Origin of the sequence: Vibrio sp. J1-1 (genome assembly GCF_021728395.1) — a bacterium.
Classification (GTDB): domain Bacteria; phylum Pseudomonadota; class Gammaproteobacteria; order Enterobacterales; family Vibrionaceae; genus Vibrio.
Window position 1 is genome coordinate 108,591 of sequence record NZ_JAKKCM010000005.1, and the last position, 22,126, is coordinate 130,716.

At 41.5% G+C, this 22,126-nt stretch carries 21 protein-coding genes and 1 pseudogene; 11 read left to right on the forward strand and 11 right to left on the reverse strand.

The window, feature by feature from the left end; genetic code table 11:
• The first annotated feature begins 71 nt into the window (after positions 1–71).
• The 5 genes from ftsN to rraA all read left to right on the forward strand — a co-directional run bounded on the left by ftsN (position 72) and on the right by rraA (position 4,636).
• Positions 72–617, forward strand: a complete 546-nt coding sequence (gene ftsN, locus L3V31_RS09835) for a cell division protein FtsN (RefSeq protein ID WP_237315877.1) — start codon at positions 72–74, stop codon at positions 615–617.
• 321 nt (positions 618–938) lie between these two features.
• Positions 939–1,490: an ATP-dependent protease subunit HslV gene (gene hslV, locus L3V31_RS09840; RefSeq protein WP_237315878.1), complete on the forward strand. Its 552-nt coding sequence runs from the start codon at positions 939–941 to the stop codon at positions 1,488–1,490.
• A gap of 23 nt (positions 1,491–1,513) precedes the next feature.
• The gene (gene hslU / locus L3V31_RS09845) at positions 1,514–2,845 is read left to right on the forward strand and encodes an HslU--HslV peptidase ATPase subunit (protein WP_237315879.1); all 1,332 of its coding nucleotides are present in this window, start codon (positions 1,514–1,516) and stop codon (positions 2,843–2,845) included.
• Between the two features lie 257 nt (positions 2,846–3,102).
• Entirely contained in the window at positions 3,103–4,020 is a 918-nt protein-coding gene (locus tag L3V31_RS09850) for a 1,4-dihydroxy-2-naphthoate polyprenyltransferase (protein ID WP_237315880.1), read from the forward strand.
• A 76-nt stretch (positions 4,021–4,096) separates the two neighbouring features.
• Entirely contained in the window at positions 4,097–4,636 is a 540-nt protein-coding gene (gene rraA / locus L3V31_RS09855; RefSeq protein ID WP_237315881.1) for a ribonuclease E activity regulator RraA, read from the forward strand.
• A 74-nt stretch (positions 4,637–4,710) separates the two neighbouring features.
• Here the strand turns inward: rraA and zapB are convergent, their stop codons facing one another.
• Positions 4,711–4,953, reverse strand: coding sequence for a cell division protein ZapB (gene zapB, locus L3V31_RS09860; protein WP_237315882.1), 243 nt, complete (start codon positions 4,951–4,953; stop codon positions 4,711–4,713).
• A gap of 348 nt (positions 4,954–5,301) precedes the next feature.
• On the opposite strand from zapB, the gene glpX reads away from it, so the two are divergent.
• The 3 genes from glpX (at position 5,302) to L3V31_RS09875 (ending at position 7,565) form a co-directional block, all read left to right on the forward strand.
• Entirely contained in the window at positions 5,302–6,309 is a 1,008-nt protein-coding gene (gene glpX / locus L3V31_RS09865; RefSeq protein ID WP_237315883.1) for a class II fructose-bisphosphatase, read from the forward strand.
• 133 nt (positions 6,310–6,442) lie between these two features.
• Entirely contained in the window at positions 6,443–7,057 is a 615-nt protein-coding gene (locus tag L3V31_RS09870) for a metalloregulator ArsR/SmtB family transcription factor (protein ID WP_237315884.1), read from the forward strand.
• Between the two features lie 157 nt (positions 7,058–7,214).
• Entirely contained in the window at positions 7,215–7,565 is a 351-nt protein-coding gene (locus L3V31_RS09875; protein ID WP_237315885.1) for a DUF3135 domain-containing protein, read from the forward strand.
• A gap of 80 nt (positions 7,566–7,645) precedes the next feature.
• Here the strand turns inward: L3V31_RS09875 and L3V31_RS09880 are convergent, their stop codons facing one another.
• Positions 7,646–8,071, reverse strand: coding sequence for a DUF805 domain-containing protein (locus L3V31_RS09880; RefSeq protein ID WP_237315886.1), 426 nt, complete (start codon positions 8,069–8,071; stop codon positions 7,646–7,648).
• Positions 8,072–8,171: 100 nt separating this feature from the next.
• Positions 8,172–8,519 carry a 5-carboxymethyl-2-hydroxymuconate isomerase gene (locus L3V31_RS09885; RefSeq protein ID WP_237316084.1) on the reverse strand — a complete coding sequence of 116 codons (348 nt, stop codon included), beginning with the start codon at positions 8,517–8,519 and terminating at the stop codon, positions 8,172–8,174.
• A 263-nt stretch (positions 8,520–8,782) separates the two neighbouring features.
• Here L3V31_RS09885 and tpiA point away from each other — a divergent pair, with 263 nt between their 5' ends.
• Both tpiA and L3V31_RS09895 read left to right on the forward strand, forming a co-directional pair.
• Positions 8,783–9,553 carry a triose-phosphate isomerase gene (tpiA, locus tag L3V31_RS09890; RefSeq protein WP_237315887.1) on the forward strand — a complete coding sequence of 257 codons (771 nt, stop codon included), beginning with the start codon at positions 8,783–8,785 and terminating at the stop codon, positions 9,551–9,553.
• Between the two features lie 210 nt (positions 9,554–9,763).
• Positions 9,764–11,113 carry an MBL fold metallo-hydrolase gene (locus tag L3V31_RS09895; protein ID WP_237315888.1) on the forward strand — a complete coding sequence of 450 codons (1,350 nt, stop codon included), beginning with the start codon at positions 9,764–9,766 and terminating at the stop codon, positions 11,111–11,113.
• A gap of 51 nt (positions 11,114–11,164) precedes the next feature.
• On the opposite strand, the gene L3V31_RS09900 is transcribed toward L3V31_RS09895, so the two are convergent.
• Positions 11,165–12,331 carry a nucleotide sugar dehydrogenase gene (locus L3V31_RS09900; protein WP_237315889.1) on the reverse strand — a complete coding sequence of 389 codons (1,167 nt, stop codon included), beginning with the start codon at positions 12,329–12,331 and terminating at the stop codon, positions 11,165–11,167.
• 218 nt (positions 12,332–12,549) lie between these two features.
• On the opposite strand from L3V31_RS09900, the gene wecA reads away from it, so the two are divergent.
• Positions 12,550–13,635, forward strand: a complete 1,086-nt coding sequence (gene wecA, locus L3V31_RS09905) for a UDP-N-acetylglucosamine--undecaprenyl-phosphate N-acetylglucosaminephosphotransferase (RefSeq protein ID WP_237315890.1) — start codon at positions 12,550–12,552, stop codon at positions 13,633–13,635.
• A 673-nt stretch (positions 13,636–14,308) separates the two neighbouring features.
• Here the strand turns inward: wecA and L3V31_RS09910 are convergent.
• The 7 genes and pseudogenes from L3V31_RS09910 to L3V31_RS09940 form a co-directional block, all read right to left on the reverse strand.
• Positions 14,309–15,156: pseudogene (locus L3V31_RS09910) on the reverse strand (IS5 family transposase).
• A 321-nt stretch (positions 15,157–15,477) separates the two neighbouring features.
• Positions 15,478–16,593 (reverse strand): glycosyltransferase family 4 protein, encoded by a 1,116-nt coding sequence (locus L3V31_RS09915; RefSeq protein WP_237315891.1) that lies wholly within the window; start codon positions 16,591–16,593, stop codon positions 15,478–15,480.
• The gene (locus L3V31_RS09920; RefSeq protein ID WP_237315892.1) at positions 16,586–17,668 is read right to left on the reverse strand and encodes a glycosyltransferase; all 1,083 of its coding nucleotides are present in this window, start codon (positions 17,666–17,668) and stop codon (positions 16,586–16,588) included. The genes L3V31_RS09915 and L3V31_RS09920 overlap by 8 nt, the downstream gene beginning before the upstream one ends.
• A 1-nt stretch (position 17,669) precedes the next feature.
• Positions 17,670–19,016, reverse strand: coding sequence for a hypothetical protein (locus L3V31_RS09925; RefSeq protein ID WP_237315893.1), 1,347 nt, complete (start codon positions 19,014–19,016; stop codon positions 17,670–17,672).
• A gap of 4 nt (positions 19,017–19,020) precedes the next feature.
• The gene (locus L3V31_RS09930; protein ID WP_237315894.1) at positions 19,021–20,100 is read right to left on the reverse strand and encodes a glycosyltransferase; all 1,080 of its coding nucleotides are present in this window, start codon (positions 20,098–20,100) and stop codon (positions 19,021–19,023) included.
• On the reverse strand, positions 20,101–21,099 hold the full coding sequence (locus L3V31_RS09935) for a hypothetical protein (protein ID WP_237315895.1): 999 nt from the start codon (positions 21,097–21,099) through the stop codon (positions 20,101–20,103).
• Positions 21,080–22,117: a hypothetical protein gene (locus L3V31_RS09940; RefSeq protein WP_237315896.1), complete on the reverse strand. Its 1,038-nt coding sequence runs from the start codon at positions 22,115–22,117 to the stop codon at positions 21,080–21,082. The genes L3V31_RS09935 and L3V31_RS09940 overlap by 20 nt, the downstream gene beginning before the upstream one ends.
• Positions 22,118–22,126 lie beyond the last annotated feature (9 nt).

Sequence of the window (22,126 nt, forward strand, 5' to 3'; positions counted from 1 at the left end):
GAAACAGGGTGTTTTCTCAACTCGTTCTGGATTAACATATTTGGAAGAATTCTTGATGACCAGAAATGACCGTGGCAAACAAAGATTATGTAAGAAGGGGGCGTGGTACCCCAAAAAAGTCGACAAAAAAACAGCCTTCAAGAAAGAAACCTTGGCGTAGTGGTCTGCTGGCAATCGTGCTAGTGGGTGGTTTTGGCTACGGGCTATACTTGCTAAACAATGATCCAGAGCCCCAGCCACCAGTGGTGAAGCAATCAACGACTCCAGTCAGCAAACCTAAGGCGAAAGCAGATTTACCTCCCCCACCCGAAGAGAAATGGGAATACGTAGAATCTCTCCCCAAGCGCGAAGTGGAAGTTGTAGCCAAAGAAATCGAAGTTTCGAAAATCCCTTACATAATGCAATGCGGAGCCTACAAAACTAAGGCGCAGGCCGAAGAGCGAAAGTTATCAATTGCCTTCCAGGGGTTGTCGAGCAAGATAGTTAAGAAGGAAGGCAGTTCTTGGTATCGCATCATTTTAGGCCCATACAAATTTAAACGCGACGCTGAAAAGGATCGTCATAAATTGCAACGCGCTAAAATCGAGCCGTGTGCAATTTGGAAAGAGAATTATTAAAAACACAGGACCTAGTTCCTAGGGGTTAGGTCCTAGGTTTCGGACTACCGAAAGAACCAACGACACCGTCATTCCGATGAGCCTAGGCGACATCAGGAATCTACTAACAGCTACAGTATCAATCGAAGTGAACACCTTTCACATCACACTCTCGGGAAGTAGATCCTGAATCACGCTCCTTCGTCGCGGTTCAGGATGACAACGAGTTTAGGACCTAGGATCCTATCACCTAGGATCTCTGTCTCTTTCCCCCTTGAATCCCCTTTTCCTCTCCCCCATATACAATATTACTTCCAAAGAGAAATAATTAAGAGGTCGACTGTGACTACCATTGTATCTGTACGTCGAAATAATAAAGTCGTCATCGCGGGTGATGGCCAGGTATCTCTAGGCAATACCGTAATGAAAGGTAACGCGCGTAAAGTTCGCCGCCTATACAACAACAAAGTACTTGCTGGCTTTGCTGGCGGCACCGCGGATGCCTTCACCCTTTTCGAGCGCTTCGAAAGCAAACTGCAAATGCACCAAGGCCATTTGACCAAAGCAGCTGTGGAACTGGCAAAAGACTGGCGTAGTGATCGCGCGCTTCGTAAGCTGGAAGCACTACTGGCCGTTGCAGACGAAACCGCATCTTTAATCATCACGGGTAATGGTGATGTCGTACAGCCTGAAAATGATTTGATTGCGATTGGTTCTGGTGGTGCGTATGCGCAAGCGGCAGCGACGGCACTGTTAGAAAACACCGACCTGGATGCTCGTGAAATCGCAGAAAAAGCATTGAACATTGCGGGTGATATTTGTGTATTCACCAACCACAATCACACTGTAGAAGAGCTAGAATCAACTACAGAGCTGGCAGCTCCAACCGAGTAATCGTAACGAAGTAAGGAAAGAATATGTCTGAAATGACCCCTCGCGAAATCGTTCATGAACTGAACCGCCATATCATTGGTCAAGACAAAGCAAAACGTTCGGTTGCGATTGCTCTTCGTAACCGCTGGCGTCGTATGCAGCTTGAAGAAAGCCTGCGTGTCGAAGTAACACCAAAAAACATTCTGATGATCGGTCCAACCGGTGTTGGTAAAACTGAAATCGCTCGTCGCCTTGCTAAGCTGGCAAATGCGCCGTTCATCAAAGTAGAAGCAACAAAATTCACCGAAGTGGGTTACGTTGGTAAAGAAGTAGAAACTATCATCCGTGATCTTACCGATGTTGCCGTGAAGCTCACTCATCAGCAAGAGATGGAAAAAGTCAAATTCCGCGCTGAAGAACAAGCAGAAGAGCGTGTTCTTGATGCGCTACTGCCACCAGCACGAGACAGCTGGGGACAAACAGAACAGACCGAAGATACCTCTCACACTCGTCAGATTTTCCGTAAAAAACTACGTGAAGGTCAGCTGGACGATAAAGAGATTGAAATCGATGTCGCTGCACCACAAATGGGTGTAGAGATCATGGCTCCTCCTGGTATGGAAGAGATGACCAACCAGCTGCAAGGTATGTTCCAGAACTTGGCTGGCGATACCAAGAAGAAGCGTAAGCTGAAAATCAAAGACGCTATGAAAGCCCTTGCCGAGGAAGAAGCGGCGAAGCTTGTGAATCAGGAAGATCTAAAAGAAGCAGCGATTTACAACGTTGAAAACAACGGTATCGTCTTCATCGATGAGATAGACAAGATCTGTAAACGCGGTGAAAGCTCTGGCCCTGACGTATCACGTGAAGGTGTTCAGCGTGACCTACTACCTCTGATTGAAGGCAGCACAGTGTCAACAAAACACGGCATGGTAAAAACAGACCACATCTTGTTTGTGGCTTCTGGTGCTTTCCAGGTCGCGAAGCCTTCTGATCTTATCCCTGAGCTGCAAGGCCGTCTGCCAATCCGTGTTGAGCTTGAAGCACTAAGCAGCAACGACTTCAAACGTATTCTGACCGAACCTAAAGCGTCATTGACTGAGCAATACATCGCGTTGATGAAGACAGAGGATGTAGACATTGAGTTTACTGAAGACGGTATCACGAAAATTGCTGAAGCCGCTTGGACAGTCAACGAAACCACCGAAAACATCGGTGCTCGTCGCCTGCATACCGTCATGGAGCGTCTGATGGACGAAATCTCTTACGACGCTACAGAGCAAACAGGCGCTAAGTTTGTGATTGATGCGGCCTACGTAAAAGCACGTCTCGGCGATACGATTGAAGATGAAGATCTAAGCCGCTTTATTCTTTAATAATCATCCCTTTCGACAAAGCCCAGAGCAACAAATCTCTGGGCTTTTAGTTTCCAGCCAGACAACTTAACAACCGTTTACAAATGCAATCACAGAGAACTTGCACTTTAACTGAACTTCCCATCCTTCAAAATCCAAAACCTCGCTTTTCTGCCAGCCCTTTAACTTTCTGACTCTCGTTGACTTGCTTTAGGTCAATAGCGCATCTGCCTCTTTGTGCTTATACTGGACGAATCGGTTACTAGCACGAAATATCCATGAAACAATCTCTACAGATCTGGCTCGACGCAGCTCGTCCTAAAACATTACCGCTGGCATTGGTCTCTATTCTAACAGGGAGTGTGCTTGCGTATGCCGCAGGTCAATTCTCACTCCCTATTTCCCTAATGGCTTTTGTCACGGCGACTCTGTTGCAAATCCTTTCCAATCTGGCCAATGATTATGGTGACGCAGTAAAAGGTACGGACAATGAAAAACGCCTTGGCCCAATGCGCGCCTTACAATCCGGCGCGGTAACCAAAGGGCAAATGAAACAGGCAATTAGCTTCAATATCGTGCTCACAGTCATTTCCGGCCTGATCTTAGTGTTTTACTCTTTGAGCTCTCTGGAAAGCATTCTCACCTTTATCGGACTGGGTATTCTTGCCATCCTTGCCGCAATCGCCTACACCATGGGTAGTAAGCCGTACGGTTATGTTGGACTCGGTGATATCTCTGTCTTTCTGTTTTTTGGCTTGCTTGGCGTATCCGGCACCTACTTCCTTCACACCGGACATGTCGATACCACACTATTCTTACCCGCTTTAGGTTGTGGCTTACTTGCTGTTGCCGTGCTGAACATCAATAACATGCGTGACATTGATAACGACCGTGAGTGTGGGAAACGTACTGTAGCGGTACGCTTGGGGCAACAGAAAGCAAAGCAGTACCACTTCATCTTATTAGGTGGCGCAATTCTCGCTTTCGCTGTTTATCTACTCATTCAGGACAAGCCAGTTTGGATCAGTCTGCCATTCTTATTGAGCATTTATTTTGTCGCTCACCATGGCAAAGCCGTTTGGGAAACCGAGAAGCCTGCACAGATCGCTCCTATGCTGCCAGTCATTGTGAAATGTTCTTTAGCCACCAACGTTTTATTTGCAACAATTGTGGTAGCTCAAACTCTGGTAAGTTAAAAAAGGAATGTCATTGCATTGACTTACTGCCCAGATATACTCAAAGACAACCAGTTTCTGTTTAGAAAGGTACGCTATGGAATACAATACCTCAGCACTCTGTGATATCTACCTCGAGCAGGTAGATGTGGTTGAACCAATGTTCAGTAACTTTGGCGGTCGCGCTTCCTTTGCCGGACAAATCACCACCATCAAGTGTTTTGAAGACAATTCGCTTATCCGTGAAACATTAGAGCAAGATGGCCTAGGGCGCGTGTTGCTAATTGACGGAGGTGGTTCCTTACGCAAAGCCCTTGTAGACGCAGAAATCGCAACCATCGCAGAAGAAAATGAGTGGGAAGGCATTGTCGTATACGGCTGCGTTCGTGAAGTCGACGAACTGGAAGATATGAACCTTGGTATTCAGGCTTTGGCGTCTATTCCTGTTGGCGCATCCAGTCAGGGTATTGGAGAGTTCGACGTACCGGTGAACTTTGGCGGCGTGAGTTTTCTACCAGAAGACTACATATACGCAGACAGCACTGGCATCATTCTGTCTCCAGAACCGCTTAATATCGACCTTGAGCTAGATGAGGCAGAGGAAGAAGAGTTAGAGGAGCAAGGTCCTAGCGCTTAGAGCTTATCCCAAGGCCCAAATACACAAACACCCGCTTATCGCGGGTGTTTTCAATTCTGGACAGAAAAGTAGAATTATTCCACTTCTTCCATTTTGCCAAGTAGTGCACGAATACGCTCTTGCCATTGCGTGTGCTCTTGCTGAGCCTGCTCAGCTTTTTGCTCTAGCTCTTCACGTTGAGTGCGAAGATCGTTCGCTTCTGCTTCTAGTTTTGCTTTATCTTCTTTCAGCTCTTCAACTTCCATTTGAAGAAGAGTGATTGTGTCAACTGCAGTTTGAATTTTAGATTCTAGTTGTGCTAATACTTCAAAAGACATCTTGGCCTACCTATGTTGTTCCGTTGGGATGATGCACGAGACAGGCGCGCACCTTACCTATATGTGGTTCATTCTACTCAGCGTTGCGACGAGAAACACTTACTATATTCGATATTTTGCATCATTCGGTTAAAAAACCGGCGCAATCTCACTAAACGCTGACTTTTCCGATCACCGAAGTATTTTTGAGCAAGATATTTGCCTCTTGCTACAAGAAAAAACTTACTCAGTATTGATCAAATTCAATTTACCCAAAGTAAAAGCTCAGCAAAAACGCAAACGTTTCACTATCGTTATGGTAAAATCGCCGCGCAAATTCTTCTTCCCTCTTGCTTATTTGGAGACATCATGAAACGTGATTTAGCAATGGCATTTTCCCGTGTTACTGAAGGTGCAGCGCTGGCTGGTTACAAATGGCTTGGTCGCGGCGATAAAAACGCAGCGGACGGTGCAGCCGTTGAGGTTATGCGCACACTACTGAACAAAACAGAAATCAGCGGTGAAATTGTCATTGGCGAAGGTGAAATCGATGATGCGCCAATGCTCTACATCGGTGAGCAAGTGGGTATTGGTGGCGATGAAGTCGATATCGCGGTCGATCCAATCGAGGGCACCCGCATGACGGCAATGGGCCAATCAAATGCTTTGGCTGTCCTCGCGGCCGGTGAAAAAGGCAGCTTCCTCAAAGCACCTGACATGTATATGGAAAAACTGGTGGTTGGCCCTGGCGCAAAAGGCGTTATCGATTTAGAAAAGCCATTAAAAGAAAACTTAGAAAACATCGCAAATGCGCTCAGTAAATCTCTAGATACCTTAGTCGTGATCACGCTGGCTAAGCCTCGTCACGACAAAGTGATCGCAGAAATGCAAGCAATGGGCGTACGTGTATTTGCTGTGCCAGACGGTGACGTTGCTGCTTCAATACTCACTTGTATGCCAGACAGTGAAGTGGACGTAATGTACTGCATTGGCGGCGCACCAGAAGGCGTTGTTTCTGCGGCGGTAATTCGTGCACTGGACGGCGATATGCATGGCCGCTTAATTCCTCGCCATGAAGTAAAAGGCAATACCGAAGAAAACCGCATCTACGGCGCAGCAGAGCTAAAACGCTGTGAAGAGATGGGCGTGAAAGCAAACGTCGTGTTGAAAATGGAAGACATGGCATGCAGCGACAACGTTGTTTTCTCTGCCACAGGCATTACCAAAGGTGATCTGCTAGAAGGGATTACTCGTCAGGGGAATATTGCGACAACAGAAACTCTGCTAATTCGTGGTCGCTGCCGCACCATCCGTCGTATCAAGTCGATCCACTACTTAGAGCGTAAAGATCAAGAAGTACGCGATATTATTCTTTAACAAAGCAATCGAGCTGCTAGGACCTAGGTAATAGGTCCTAGGAATCTAGTGTCTCTTATCCAAAACTAAGTCAACACTTTTCTTTACAAAGCCTATCGCGCATAATGTGTCATGACATATAGATGGTGGGAATATGAAGACCGTAGATAGGATATTGCAAATCGTTAAGCGTGACGGCTCTGTCACGGCAAAACAACTCTCTTCTGAACTTGGTATGACAACCATGGGTGCACGCCAGCACCTGCAAGGTTTAGAAGATGATGGCATCCTGTCTATTTACGACGTCAAAGTCAAAGTCGGTCGCCCGACCAGGCATTGGGCACTCACCCAAAAAGGCCATGAGCAATTTGCCGATCGCCATGGTGAACTCACCGTGCAATTCATTGAAGCCGTCGAACATATCTTTGGTAAAGACGGTTTGGAGAAAGTGACCTCTGAACGCGAAAAGCTCACGTTACAAAGCTATCGTCAACATCTTGAGCAATGTGACACGCTAGAAAGCAAATTGAAAATGCTCGTCTCATTACGAGAACAAGAAGGCTACATGGCCGAACTTGATCAAGACGAGCACGGTTTTATCTTAATTGAGAACCACTGCCCTATTTGCAAAGCAGCGACGCGTTGCCCTAGCCTTTGCCAGTCGGAACTGAGTGTATTCCAAGCTCTACTTGGTGATCATACTCGCATCAAGCGCACAGAGCATATCATTAGCGGCCAACGACGTTGTGTATACCGTATTCAAGAATAAGTAATCAGTAGAAATACACAGCTCCTCGCTAGTACTCACCTATGAAAATCTACTCTTACATCTGAGAATAAAGAACAATTTCGCCGCTCTCCTCTTCTCCGTGATATACGCTTTTAATATCGAAGCGTAACTATCCGTATGGATTGGGAGACAAACGATGGCCAATCTGCGCACTCACAAACCGCAACCTCTGCCTTCTTTCGACGAGCTGATGAAAATGGCACAGGATGACCCAGAAGCTTTTGAGCAATTCCGCCAAGAGAAGGCTCGAGAGATGATTGAGGGTGCATCGAAAAGCATGCAGCCAAGATTATGGGCGCAACAAAGTCACATAGACAGAGTGATCAATAACTGTAAAAACCCAAACCATGTCAACGTAGTATTAATGAATGAGTTACAGAAACAGATCATGAAGTTTAAGGACGCCTTACAGGGAAACACAACTCCTGACCAAGCTGATAATGTAGTTCAACTCAGAGTCACTAAAAAGAGCGACGATTGTTATTGATAGCTGTCGGTTTCTCTCATAACCGCCCTTAAACTCCAACTCCCCATCACGCTCCCTCGAGCCGTAGAGAATGGCATCATTTATCCAACCGGATCAGGGCCATACTTATTGGGGCCTGTGGTCCCTTTTAATAAACCGCATTCCACCAAAATCCATACGCCACAAATTAAAGATATGGACGCGATGAATAATTGCGGCGTGGAAGACTCTTGTGAAACTGGGCTCGTCATTGGTGTAGCCAGTCGACCCAAGACCAAAGGAATATTAAGCGCTAACCAATAAATCGATTTATCACGGTCGTGCCAGCGTTTAGTCGTAATCGCGAGGTCAGGAATAAGCATGACCAAGAGAAAAATAGGAAGTAGAAGGTGAGAAAAAGCCGGAAACAGCTTATTGATACCCACGCCAAAACCTAAGATGGAAACGTAATAGATAACATTCCATATCCAAAAAGTTTTACGCCCGATACGCCCTCGAAAAGAAAACAGCAACTCTTTAGTCAACATTCACAAATACCCCGAAAATAAAAACGCTAGATTAGCTTAGCCCGTTCACTTTAGAAAGGAACAACGTAAAACTAAAGACACGAAATACAAGCCGTTATGATCAATTCACCACTTTTTGAAAACATGCCACATCCATATCGCGAATGTTCACCGTTAAGCTGTGAACATGGCTGGCTTGTTCCTGAAGTACTGTCATTAAGTCTCGCGATAACGCTCTTTTTTGTTCTGATGTTCTGCCCGCCAGTAACTCAAAGTTTACATGGATAAAGTCCAGACTGTCGCCTTCTTCACCTATCAGCCAGTTGTGACAGCGGAGTGTTCTTGACTTCACTGATGCTAATTCAAAAAGCCCGCTATCCAACGCTGCTCTATGTAAATCTTCCAGTAAACCTTGAACATTGACGCGCTCCTCCACTGAGTTCGAATATTCTAAAACCAAATTTGGCATTTTGATTCCTTTATACAACATTAAAATCCAGTGCGTAGTAATACCAATCCAAGCTGCAATTTCCGAGGAATGAACTATCATTCTGTCTACGTGATCACCAATCGATTGCTTTTGATAGAAATGACAGAGCAACTTCAACTCCAACCAGAAATAGAAAGGCACATAAGACATGATACCAATCATGATCTGTTCAAATTATTCTGTTATATTCTTTCGTAGATTTTTTACATTAATCATTAAATAGATAATACGGAGATATTCCTATGCGTCGTCCTGTAGTGATGGGTAACTGGAAACTAAACGGCAGCAAAGCAATGGTAACTGAGCTGCTAACTGGTCTTAACGCTGAGCTTGAAGGCGTTGAAGGTGTTGACGTAGCAGTAGCTCCACCAGCACTTTACATCGATCTAGCAGAGCGTGTAATCGCAGAAGGCGGTAACAAGATCATCCTAGGTGCGCAAAACACTGACCTAAACAACAGCGGTGCTTTCACTGGCGACATGTCTCCAGAAATGCTGAAAGACTTTGGTGCTACTCACATCATCATCGGCCACTCTGAGCGTCGTGACTACCACAACGAATCAGACGAGTTCATCGCGAAGAAATTCAACTTCCTAAAAGAAAACGGTCTAACGCCAGTTTTCTGTATCGGTGAATCTGAAGCACAAAACGAAGCAGGCGAAACTGAAGCAGTATGTGCTCGTCAAATCAACGCAGTTATCGACGTTTACGGCGTTGAAGCTCTAAACGGCGCGATCATCGCTTACGAACCAATCTGGGCAATCGGTACTGGTAAAGCAGCAACAGCTGAAGATGCACAACGCATCCACGCTTCTATCCGTGCACTAATCGCAGCGAAAGACGAAGCAGTAGCTGAGCAAGTAATCATCCAATACGGCGGCAGCGTTAAACCAGAAAACGCAGAAGCATACTTCTCACAACCAGACATCGATGGTGCTCTAGTTGGTGGTGCTTCTCTAGACGCTAAGAGCTTCGCAGCAATCGCTAAAGCAGCGGCAGCAGCAAAAGCTTAATCTTGTTTTAAAAGCAAACAGATATAACAAAGGGGTGCTTCATGCATCCCTTTTTCTTATCAGAAGTAAAGCACCTCCCTCTTACCCGAAATAAAACAACACCTCCCTCGCATTTCAGTGCTTTTCCAACTATTTACATCCAATCCACTGAGTCAGAAGTTTTAGTCTTTCATTAGCTGAGCGCCTATGCTGAATAGATAAGGAGAAAGCATGACGACACCAATTTCAGACATCGCAAGTGTTATCCATCACGGTGGCAAACACACTGTTACTGGCTCCTGTCATGAGCTCAAACTGCCTCATGGAAGTATTTTGATTGATTGTGGACTCTTTCAAGGTCAGGATCTTAGTTTTGGTGGGCGCGATGCTACGCTTAACATTGAGTTTCCTATCGAACAGGTACACGCTCTCGTTCTTACACACGCTCATATAGATCATATTGGCCGCCTGCCATGGTTACTGGCTGCTGGTTTTAAAGGACCAATATATTGCACGCACGCAACTGCGGAACTCGTTCCCTTAATGCTTGAAGACGGTCTGAAGTTACAACTCGGTTTAAACTATCACCAGCGACAACAAGTACTGAATATCATCAAGAATCAACTAAAGCCGTGTGATTATCAGCAGTGGATAGAACTCCCTGACCTCGCTGATGTCCGCTTTCAACCCGCAGGGCATATACTGGGGTCTGCGTATGTCGAATTCAAACTCCTCAATAATGAAGTTGTCGTTTTCTCCGGTGACTTAGGGCCATCGAATACCCCCCTCTTACCTGACCCACAATCTCCCCAGCGTGCCGACTATCTGTTTATTGAATCGACCTACGGCAATAAACAACACGAGGACATAGCCACTCGCACTCAACGTTTAAAAAACATCATTGAGCATGCGTTAAAAGACGGTGGTGTAATCCTAATTCCGGCTTTTAGTGTCGGTCGAACACAGGAACTGCTATTTGATATTGAGCAGTTGATTAACCAGCATGATTTGGCATCTTCATTACCGATCATTTTGGATTCCCCTCTCGCGAAAGAAGTGACCAAAACCTATCGCCGTTTTAAAACGTTGTGGAGCCAGGAAGCCAAGCACAGGCTAGAGAATCATCGACATCCACTCGCGTTTGATCAGTGCATTACAGTCGAGAGTCACACCGAGCATAAAGCCTTAGTAAACCGACTCGCTTCAACCGATGAGCCCGCCATTGTAGTGGCCGCATCCGGAATGTGTGAAGGAGGCAGAATCGTTAACTACTTAAAAGCACTGCTTCCTGACGAAAAAAATGATGTGCTGTTTGCAGGCTATCAAGCTCAAGGTACGCTAGGTGAGGCCATACAAGTTGGCAATTCAACGGTGGAGATAAATGCTCAAGAAATCCAAGTCAAAGCTCAGATTCATACCATTTCCGGTTATTCCGCACATGCAGATAGAAGTGACTTACTCAAGTTTATTTCTGGCATTCCAACAGCGCCGAAAGTCATTCATTTAATTCATGGAGAAGAAGATGCCCAACAAGCATTAGGGAAAGAATTGGAGGGGAAAGGGTTTAAGGTGGTTTATTGAGTATCTTAAAAAGTTAAAGCTCCTAGCACTTGTGTACTAGGAGCTATCAAGTTAGTCGCTACCAAAAAGGTCACGTGTATAGACTTTATCAGCGACGTCCGCTAGGTCTTCCACCATACGGTTTGAAACGATCACATCCGCCGTCTGTTTAAACTCATTAAAGTCTTTAACCACACGAGAATTGAAGAATTCCTCTTCCTGGAGAACCGGTTCATACACCACAACTTCAATGCCTTTGGCTTTGATTCGTTTCATGATGCCCTGAATAGAAGATGCACGGAAGTTATCAGAACCTGCCTTCATGATCAGGCGATAGATACCTACGACCTTAGGCTGACGCTTGATGATCGACTCGGCAACGAAGTCTTTACGCGTGCGGTTCGCATCTACAATCGCGCCAATGATGTTGTTTGGTACATCTTGATAATTCGCCAGAAGCTGCTTGGTATCTTTTGGAAGGCAGTAACCGCCATACCCAAACGATGGATTATTGTAGTGATTACCAATGCGAGGGTCTAAGCCCACCCCCTCGATGATTTGACGTGCGTCTAAGCCATGCGCTTCCGCATAAGAATCCAGCTCATTAAAATACGCGACACGCATTGCTAGGTAAGTATTTGAAAATAGCTTAACCGCTTCTGCTTCTGTTGAATCGGTAAATAAAACTTGGATATCTTCCTTTACCGCCCCTTCCACTAACAAACTGGCGAAAGTCTCGGCACGTTCACTACGCTCACCGACAATGATTCGAGATGGGTGTAAGTTGTCATAAAGCGCTTTACCCTCACGTAAAAATTCAGGTGAGAAGAGGATATTTTCGCAACCCATTTCTTGCTTGATACGAGCGGTATAACCGACTGGCACTGTCGACTTGATGACCATCACGGCATCTGGATTAATGGACATCACGTCTTTCATCACAGCTTCTACCGAAGAAGTATTAAAGTAGTTCGTCGTCGGGTCATAATCGGTCGGTGTGGCAATAACCACGTACTGAGCACCACGGTAAGCGAGTTCTCTATCCGTCGTAGCAACAAAATTAAGTTGCTTGTTCGCGAGAAAGCCCTCGATCTCTGCATCCACAATTGGAGATTGCTTGTTGTTTAGCAACTCAACCTTTTCTGGAATGATATCCAACGCTACCACTTCGTGATTCTGCGCTAACAGCATGGCGTTGGAAAGCCCTACATAGCCAGTACCCGCTACTGCAATTTTCATTGATAAGTCCTTGGTTTCTTTTTCCCCGAGAATATCAGAATTTGAAAAGTTGGACTAGCTTGAAACAAGACAAGCCAAATGACAAAAATGTCAAGATTTTGCCTGTCAAAAAATAGACAACAACGCGTCAATTTATCTTTAGATCATAAAATGTTTGAAGTAAAATCACACAACTAAATTAAAAAATCAAAAACTATTAAACACAAGTTGGCGAAATCATGTTTTTAGAATTAAGTAGTATCTTTTTTTCTTCATTCATAACCCTCTTCTTAATGCGAAAACTCGCCAAAAGGATTGGTTTGGTAGATAAACCTAATAAAAGAAAGCTTCACAATGGTGCAATACCCTTAGTTGGTGGTATTTCAATTTGTCTAGTTTTAGCTCAATACTTAGCGTTTCGGCCTGAAGCAATCCAACACAGCGGGGTTTACCTAGCTTGTATTGCGATGCTGACTTTGATTGGCGCAATAGACGATAAAATAGACTTAAACTTTAAAGCTCGAATGTTCGTACAGGCCGTCCTTTCGGTGATTATGATGTACGTTTACGGTATTGATCTACACAGCTTGGGCAATATGTTTGGCTTTGGCGACGTGTCTTTAGGCATCGTAAGCCCTGTGATTACCATCTTGGCGGTGATCGGCGCAATTAATGCCTTTAATATGGTGGATGGTATTGATGGCTTGCTAGGCGGGCTCTCTATTGTTTCTTTAGCTTCCATCGCCTTTCTATTGCAAGTCAATGACCACCAAAGCTTAGGCTACTTCTGCCTTGTGCTGATGATTGCTACGTTACCTTATATTATGATGAATCTCGGTATTTTTGGCCGTAAACGCAAAGTGTTTATGGGGGACGCAGGCAGTATGCTGATGGGCTTTACCATCATTTGGCTCCTACTCGCTGCTAGCCAAACCCGCTCTGAGCCATTGATCCGCCCAGTCACAGCGCTATGGCTCATTGGCTTCCCACTGATGGATATGGTCGCCATTATGGTTCGCCGCATTCGCCGTGGAGACTCACCATTCAAACCTGACCGAGAGCACCTTCACCACATATTCCAACGTATTGGATTTAACTCACGTCAGACTCTTGCAGCGATTGGCTTACTGGCTTCTCTGTTTGCCTTGTTCGGTATTTACGGTGAGTTTAAGAACATCAGTGAGCCGGTGATGTTCTATTCGTTTATCGCACTCTTTGCCGTTTATTTCTATGTTCTGACGCACATTTGGCGCGTGACTCGTATGGTTCGCCGCATGATGGGGAAAAAAGAGCTCGAAATGGCTCATGATGTAAACGCACGCTAATCCCTCATATATCATTAAGGCGACATGATTTGCTCGCGGTATGGGCGGCGACCAACACGGCCCACCATCACTTTTGTCAATGGCGCGTGACATGTGGTTCAGAGAAGGACGACATTTGGGAACAGGTGTCACCTACTCAACATAAAGAAGTTAATCATGGCAGCCCAGAACGTGCCTGCCATAATGTTACCTCGTGGTTGAAACTGTTTAAGACATGGATAAGTAAGCATTCAATGCCTATGTAGACGCTAGCTATCAGGCTGGTACAACATCCTGACCAATTAACCGACCATAAGCTAAATTATGACCAATAAGAACAACTTGTATCGATAGCAAATATCATCGGTAAGCTCTGGCGTAGAAGTGTGTCACCCAATTATGGGCGTAGGTAGAATGGATGGTGATTGATGACCCAACTAGGGGCTGACCGTGAGGAGGATATACTTATGAATAATCCCCATACTTAATTTTATTTAACGTCATTAAGGCTAAGTTCAAATCACCTTTTTGAATAACTTCTATCGGGGTTAAGCCTCCCAATGCAGGAATAGGTGAGGTTACCCCCCTCCTCCCACCCCAATTCTGCTGAACAAAAAACCTCTTCGATTTCAGATTTTAGACGGCTTTTTACCTAATTGAGAGAGAAGACATGCTTGCCCCATATCCTTGATTCTTAGACGATATACTGAGTTTCTAACATACCTAGCCCCGTAAGCTTGTTCAGCGCTTTGATCATTTCGTAAGTCCCGCCAACCTGAGCGTTGTAATTTCTTGGGCTTAATTTCCCATCTACCAACTGTTTCAGTCGATACATTGCAGTCTCTGATAGCGAGCGCTTATGATAGCCATACCGCTTTTTCCACTTCTTATTGGAGCCGTAGCGCTTCTGACAACCTACCGCTAAATTGCGAGGATGTCCTTGTTCCCAGAAGCTCGCCCCCTCTCGTGGCGGGATGAGCGGAACCGCTCGCTTGATTCGTATAGCGTCATGGCAATTCCTTGTGTCATAAGCTCCATCACCTGATATCTCAATGATTTTACGACGCGTCTACTCAAGTAAGTTGGGGAGCACTTCGGCATCGGTTACGTTAGATAAACTCAACTCTGCCGCGACTATTTCGTGGGTGCTTGTATCGACTGCGATATGCAGCTTACGCCAGACTCTACGCTTCCCGTCTGTACCATGCTTCTTGACCTTCCATTCACCTTCACCATAAACCTGAGGCCATTGGCATCAATAGCCAGATGTTGTATTGCTCCTCTGGTTTGGGTTTTGAATAAAACCTCAACTTCCTTAGCTCGACGGCTTACACTGGTGTAATGCGGAATAACAAGCGGGGATTTTAGCCAGTTTAAATAATAAGTCTATAAAACCTTGCAGCGCTCTCAATGGCATAGAGAAAACTCGTTTTACCATTAGTGCGGTAGTAATGGCTGAATCGTCGTGGTCTACCACACTTGCCTTGTTTGTTTTGCTTCCACTAGGTAGGCTATCGCTTCCTCATCAATCCAAAAGGTCATTGATAGCGCTTTGTTATACTGTTTCCAGTTGGTTGTTTTGTAAAGAGGTTGGGCATGAGGCGATGACGGTTAATGGATGTAGCCGATCAGATCGTAGCTTCTTGATTTAGCTCCATCGATTTAAGCAACAAAGCCGCCCTGCGAGTCAAGTGATCTTGGTTAACGCTTGCTCTTACTTTACTCTACAGCACCGAGTTATGTATGGAGAATTACAAGTTTAATTAGAAATGAAAATAGGCAAGGAAGAGGTAAAAGAAGCAACAAACTAATTGTAAGAAGTACCGTTTACTTGGTGTGGTAAACGGTTCTGAACTTAAATTATCATTTCAAATGTTTTACGATCTTATCCATATACTCTGAAACTACAATATCAACCGAGAAATTCTCTTCTACATTCAACCTAGCATTTTTACCAAATTCCGATATCTTCTCATGAGAAAGCTTTGAAACCATCAATATTTTTTCTTTTAAACTTTCTGCAGACTTCGCGTCGCAATACCAACCTGTTTCATTATTAATAACAGCCTGTCTACAACCAGGAACATCAGTCACAATAGCTGGCCTTCCAACACTTGCAGCTTCAATAATTGTCCGAGGCAAACCTTCCCTGTATGAAGGTAAAACAATGACATCAGCATCACATATTAACTGATTGATATTATTGGAATGTGGCATTACCGTTATATTAGGGTCATCTAGCCACGATTCAACAATATTTCTTGGTATAGCTGACTTATTACTAGGATATAACTCACCAACTAAAGTAAAGTCCAAATGAGGATTGTTTAACTTTAAATCCTTTGCAGAAGAAACATACTCATTAACCCCTTTATCGGAAATCAAACGAGATATCATAAGAAACTTCATTTCTTTACTATCTTGATATTTGGGGCTGTAACAGAATTTTTCTAAGTCAACGCCTGAACCAGGAAGAATACTACTATTACTTTCGCTACAGAAAGAGTTATCTAAGAATTGCTTCCTATCATCGTCATTTTGAAAGAAAACCCAACTTGCATTTCTATTTACAATTCCATAAAGCAGCTTAGCTACCTTAAAAGAAAATCCTTTATGTATAAAAGCAGTACCTAAACCAGAGATATTGTTTATAAAAGGAACATTTAAAATCAAACAAGACAAACCAGAATAAATATTCAATTTAATCGTAAAGTTAAGCACGCAATCTGGGTTTTGAGATTTTATAATTGAAAAGACATGATATAAGGCTTTAAGTTCACTTAGTACATTAGTGCTTTTTCCTTCTATATCAAGAGGAACAAACGTAGCACCAAGCTCAACTAATTGTCTAGAATATTCATCTTCTGGTGCAACACATATAGGTTCGTAACCATCTAGAATAAGCTTTTTTATTGTTGTATCTCGGAAATTGAATAGGTACCAACTCGTATTTGAAAGGAGCATTATTTTCTTATTCATTTGTTCCTACCAAATCAACATACATATTTTGAAGAGAGTTACAATAGCCTGAATTTGAGAATTTACTCATTGCAAATTGAGTCAACTCACTGTGGTAGTCAAAACCGTACAATGACTTTATAAATTCGAAGGTACAATTGACTTCACTTTCATCGAAGAAATCATCAACTAAGTGTGCAGAGTGCAGCCCTTTAACAAGATTAGGGATACCACCAACACTTGCTGAAATAACTGGTTTCCCAGACATCATGGCTTCGATGATGCTTAGCGGTAGATCTTCAGTTGTAGATGATAAGCAGAATACATCTATACTTTCGAAAAAGGCATCCATGTTTTCAGTAAAGCCAAGAAACTCAACTTCAACACCGCAGCTAGAAGCAATTTCTTCTAACTTTTCTCTTTCAGGTCCATCCCCAGCTACTTTTAACTTACACTCGATGCCCAATCTAGATAACGAAGATACCAAGTTAATTGTTCCTTGAACATTTTTAAGAGGAATCAAACGACAAGCAATACCAAAAGTAATAGTGCTCGAAAGAGGACGCTTAGGAATCATTGTTAGTTTATCGCTAACTGAGTTTGCAAGTAACTGAACTTTATTTTGGGGGTATTTCTCTCTGGTAGTTCGTAGCTTCATACTTGCTGAAGAAACAACAATAAACTTATCAACTGTTGAGTGCGTGAACTGATCCAAGAATAATCTAGGTTTGTCGATCCACTCAGATAGACCATGAGAGTGATTAATAAGTAAAGGTCGAGACTTGAAGAAGTATGAAATTAGCCTTGATAATATGTTAGCATTATACATTTGAGAATGTATAATGTCAGGAGAGAATGACTTCAACTCACGGTATAATTCAAATAATTTACCTATAGAAAGAAAGTTTTTAAAACCAATAAATTCAATCTTATTAATCAAATCTGGATTAACAAAACCTATTAATTCTTTTTTATCTTTTAACACAAGGACTTTTACTATAAATCTATTATGATCAAGACCATTGAGAATGTTTATCTGCTGCATCTCGGCACCACCTTGACTTAAGGTAGGTATAATATAGGCTACTTTGATCATTTTACACCAACATATTCTTAATCATTAGATATTTACCATTAGGTTCAGTAGGGATTCTCTCCATGAATTCATACTCAAGTTCTATTTCATCGCCTAATCGATATCTAAGTTCATATTCTAACTTATTAATTATATCCTCACGATCAATTGATAAATCTAATGCAACTTTTACTTTTATTAAGTCTTCATTAATTTGAACAAGTTGGATGTTATCAATGACTTTAAGATATTTAACAACATTAGATATATTTGAAACTGTAATCCTACCACGCTCCTTTGAGTATACATATGCAACACTTCTTCCTATAATACTCTTTACAATTGGCATATAAGTACCACATTCACACTGTGAACTACTATCAGAGAAAGTGATTCCATCACCAATTCTATAGCGTATCAAAGGCATTTCATTGGTTGTAAAAGATGTTACTAAGACTTCATTTGAATCATCGGAAAGAGTTTCAAAGACACCAGTTGTAAGATCATAATGCAGCTTTCCTTCAGGGCACTCATATATAAAATGAGTTCCTTCACTAGATGCATATTGATCCGGTACATGGCAATTGAAAAAATCTTCTAAAAACTGTTTTTGGTATTCATGAAGTGGCTCTGCGGTAGGAAATATAGCCTTTATTTTTGTATTAACAGGTTTTTTAGACTTATCCCATTGTTTAGCCAAATCATATATTGCAGATGGAAAACCCGATAGGTATTCTATTCCGCTTTTATTAATTTCATATATCATCGAATCTAGGGATTTTTCAGACAAATGAAATGTAGAGAAGTAAGTAATATTATGAAGGTAATCTTTGACCCAAAATTTATTTCGTAAGACTTCTTTATCAGTTATAATTTCCTTTCCAGAAAACCAGCCAATTTTTGAACCAATTTTATAACCATAAATCCCTCTAAAAAAATTCAAAGTCGCTTGGCGTTGAATAAAATCACACTGAGTCATATAAAATTCAAGGGATTTACCGGTAGACCCACCTGTATTCCCTTTTATCAAATTCTGTTCATAGTAACCACTTTTAATATCTTCTCTTCTAAGGTGCTCTTTAGTTAAGATTGGTAGTTTTTTTAGATCTTCAACACTATTAACTTCGAAATCGTATTCAGAACCTGCGTAAAACTTATTATTATTCCTAGCGTTATACCAAAATTCTATTAACCGTTCTCTTTGTATTTCTAGAAGTTCTTCTCTTGATTTATTATGATAGAAATCACTCGCCTCATTAAGCTTATCTTTATATTCTGCACCGTAAATTTTAAAAAATCTTAAATTATATATTGTCACAAGTATATTTTTAAAGAACAATGGTAGTACATTATATATCTTTTGTTTCACTAACTTACCCTTCTATAACCTTTTCAACTGACGAATGATACTTTCCCATAATTGTTTTTGTAGAGTATCTATTTTTAGTTAAACTATAAATGTCGTTGATTGAATAATTTTCAGATGAGAATTTTGAAATCTCATTTGCAAGAGATGTTACATTAAAGTTATCAATCAAAACTCCTAAATTCTTATCATCTATAATTTCTGATATCCCTCCAGGACTATTAAATCCAATAACGGGAAGACCATTAGATCCTGCTTCAAGAACAACGTTAGGAAAGCCTTCATAACGAGATGATATTAATAATGCATCAGCCTCATTCATAAAATCCTGCGGATTTGAAACAAAACCTATAAGCTCTACATATTTATCTAGCTTCAAATCAGATATTTTTTGGCTCAGTTCTTCTTTCTTTGAACCATCACCTAAAATTTTAAGGCTTAGATTAGAGCCATTATCTATGGCACCTTTTATAACATCCAACAGAAGATCAAAACCTTTCACATGCTCCAACCTACCAACGGATAAAAAATTTAATTTAGCCGGACAAGATTCATTTTTTCCTTTCGGTGATTTTGGAATTACTACTGGATTATTTATTACTATTGTTTTTTTATAATCTACATTGAAGTTATCGACTATATCCCTCTGCATGTATTTAGATTGACATATAATAAGATCAAATTTCCTATAAAAAACTTTAAATAAGAAATCAAATAACTTAGGGTATTTTTCACTCTTATTGTTAATACTAAGTATACTTGATTCTCTTGCAATAAGCTTTGCCGAAGGAAGAAAAGGCTTAATGATTGCCATTATCAAGTTTACAGAACCAAGAGTAGACATTATGACATCTGGACTTAAGGACTTAAGACACTTTATTAATTTAGGTACAGACTTTATAATACTGCTCTCATTTAACTGAACAACTTCAACATTCGATATAACATTTTCAAGATAAACCCCACCAGACTTTAAGAGAATTAATTTTATTCTGTAATGTTGTGAAAGTTCATTTGCGAGGATTGAAAAAACTCTTTCGCTTCCACCGCCATTTAGTGAAGGTATAACTAGTGCTAGCGTTTTCATTTATAAAATACTCACCTGAGTCCAATATACAAACTGGATAATCTGAAATGATACCACTGCTAAAATAGCATAAACTTTATAATAGCCTTTTATTGTTCCTAACATACACATAACTACTGGTATCGATATCGCCATAAATCTTTGCCCATATTGTCCTAGTAGCGATGAGAAAAAGAAAAGAGACATCATTAGAACACAAAAGCCAACTAACTCACGTTGTTCTGTTGTAACTAAGTCCGATTTTAGAGTAAACAATCCAGATAAAATAAACCAAAAGAGAGAATACTTTAATGAGCTTGACGCAATTACATCTGAATAATTAGCTCTTTTATCTTCGACAGCAACTAGAATTATATCGATGCCAAATTTCAGAAAAACAACAAAGAAAAATGCAATAGCCATACAAGATATGAGAAACTTTCTATTGCTTTCTATGCGGCGAGAAGCAAATACTATCGACCAATAAATTGCCATGATCAAAAATATGCTTGCATGAATGAAGACTGAAGCTATTAAAAAAATATAGGAAACTTTTTTTCCTCTTAACTCATAAGCAATTAGAGCTAATGCAAATGCAAGAGACATTCGTAACTGCCCCATATACAAATCAATAAATAATGGGTTAAAGAGCAAGATCAAAGCCATTGTAATATTAATTCTTCTGAAACAAAAGAAGCTGTAGATTAAAAGAGAAATGAACGAAACGAGTTTTAAAGCTAGCGCATAATCTTTTGAGTAAGTAGCTATTAGTAATAAAATCTTCTTCCAAAGCACCTCACTAATTAATAGTGATATACCTGAAAACTCTCTCTCGATTCCAAATCCAGCAAGATACTCCACCCTAACAATATAGTTTTCAACATCAGAAAACAAACCATCTCTAAAAAAATCCCATGGAATAATATAAACACATAGATAGGAGTAAAGCGCAGCCATGAATAACGGCCAAACTTTGGGCACTTCTATCTTATAGCCGTTATTAATTGTTGAGGTTTTCATGATTATTGCTTAACTTTTCTAGAACCCTTTCAACCATTAAAGCCTCAGGCTTTACTTCACAACTAGTCCACTTTAGATCTTTACCCCAAAGACCTGTACACTCTAAATATGCATGCGATGCAAACCCGTAACTAATCTCCACGATCTCAGGCTTACCTTCATTAATCACATAATCATAAGCGACACAATCAAGTTCAAGTTTACTTGCGAACTTAAATGACAACTCCACACACTCTAATGGGATATGCTGAGGGTCATAAATTATTTGCCCGCTACCAGATGCACGAAAATCACCATCTCTTACCATTCTTTTTATTGCAAATGCATTATCTCCAATAACAATAATACGAATGTCACTATCATTGTCTTTTATGAAATCTTGGAAATACGCATAACCTCTTTCTGTTGGAAGGTTTTTCATGTCATTTCTAGGAAAAAGTGCTCGCCCGACACCTCTTGAAATATTAATCAATGAATCTAGACTTTTATCTCTCTTAAAATGCCATAAGCGCTCTTTAAGTGCCATAAATCTATTGTGCTTAAACCCTCCAGAAAATGCCTTGTTAATAAACCTATTGGCTTCAGACTTACTGCGAGCTAATTTAACATTTATCGCACCAGCTCCTCCTCTAAGCTTAAACACTTTAGGGTATTCCGTTTCATTTGCCCACCTAAGTGCCTCCTCTTTATTGTAAAAAACATGTGATTTTACAATCGGAGCTCCTACACCTTCTAATAAATACTTTTGACCAATTTTATCATCGAAATGCCATGAGTTTTTTGAACTAGGAAAAACTACCATTCCTTTTTGCTCAAGCGATAGTGTCAATTGACGCGCAAATAGCTGTGCTTTAAAGTCATTATGGTGCCAATGCCATAATAATGCGCTACAATCACTTAGTTCTTCAACTATGTTACTAGAGTAGCAGTCAACCAATTTATATTTAATTTCATTTTCATCACAATATTCAATCCATTTATCAGAAAACGAACCTTTACACATATGTATTGCTAACATGAGTAACCT

Coding starts and splice junctions, on each gene's coding strand:
- hslU (WP_237315879.1), top strand. CDS start 1,514: ATGTCTGAAATGACCCCTCGCGAAATCGTTCATGAACTGAACCGCCAT.
- L3V31_RS09850 (WP_237315880.1), top strand. CDS start 3,103: ATGAAACAATCTCTACAGATCTGGCTCGACGCAGCTCGTCCTAAAACA.
- rraA (WP_237315881.1), top strand. CDS start 4,097: ATGGAATACAATACCTCAGCACTCTGTGATATCTACCTCGAGCAGGTA.
- zapB (WP_237315882.1), bottom strand. CDS start 4,953: ATGTCTTTTGAAGTATTAGCACAACTAGAATCTAAAATTCAAACTGCA.
- glpX (WP_237315883.1), top strand. CDS start 5,302: ATGAAACGTGATTTAGCAATGGCATTTTCCCGTGTTACTGAAGGTGCA.
- L3V31_RS09870 (WP_237315884.1), top strand. CDS start 6,443: ATGAAGACCGTAGATAGGATATTGCAAATCGTTAAGCGTGACGGCTCT.
- L3V31_RS09875 (WP_237315885.1), top strand. CDS start 7,215: ATGGCCAATCTGCGCACTCACAAACCGCAACCTCTGCCTTCTTTCGAC.
- L3V31_RS09880 (WP_237315886.1), bottom strand. CDS start 8,071: ATGTTGACTAAAGAGTTGCTGTTTTCTTTTCGAGGGCGTATCGGGCGT.
- L3V31_RS09885 (WP_237316084.1), bottom strand. CDS start 8,519: ATGCCAAATTTGGTTTTAGAATATTCGAACTCAGTGGAGGAGCGCGTC.
- tpiA (WP_237315887.1), top strand. CDS start 8,783: ATGCGTCGTCCTGTAGTGATGGGTAACTGGAAACTAAACGGCAGCAAA.
- L3V31_RS09895 (WP_237315888.1), top strand. CDS start 9,764: ATGACGACACCAATTTCAGACATCGCAAGTGTTATCCATCACGGTGGC.
- L3V31_RS09900 (WP_237315889.1), bottom strand. CDS start 12,331: ATGAAAATTGCAGTAGCGGGTACTGGCTATGTAGGGCTTTCCAACGCC.
- wecA (WP_237315890.1), top strand. CDS start 12,550: ATGTTTTTAGAATTAAGTAGTATCTTTTTTTCTTCATTCATAACCCTC.
- L3V31_RS09915 (WP_237315891.1), bottom strand. CDS start 16,593: ATGAATAAGAAAATAATGCTCCTTTCAAATACGAGTTGGTACCTATTC.
- L3V31_RS09920 (WP_237315892.1), bottom strand. CDS start 17,668: ATGATCAAAGTAGCCTATATTATACCTACCTTAAGTCAAGGTGGTGCC.
- L3V31_RS09930 (WP_237315894.1), bottom strand. CDS start 20,100: ATGAAAACGCTAGCACTAGTTATACCTTCACTAAATGGCGGTGGAAGC.
- L3V31_RS09935 (WP_237315895.1), bottom strand. CDS start 21,099: ATGAAAACCTCAACAATTAATAACGGCTATAAGATAGAAGTGCCCAAA.
- L3V31_RS09940 (WP_237315896.1), bottom strand. CDS start 22,117: ATGTTAGCAATACATATGTGTAAAGGTTCGTTTTCTGATAAATGGATT.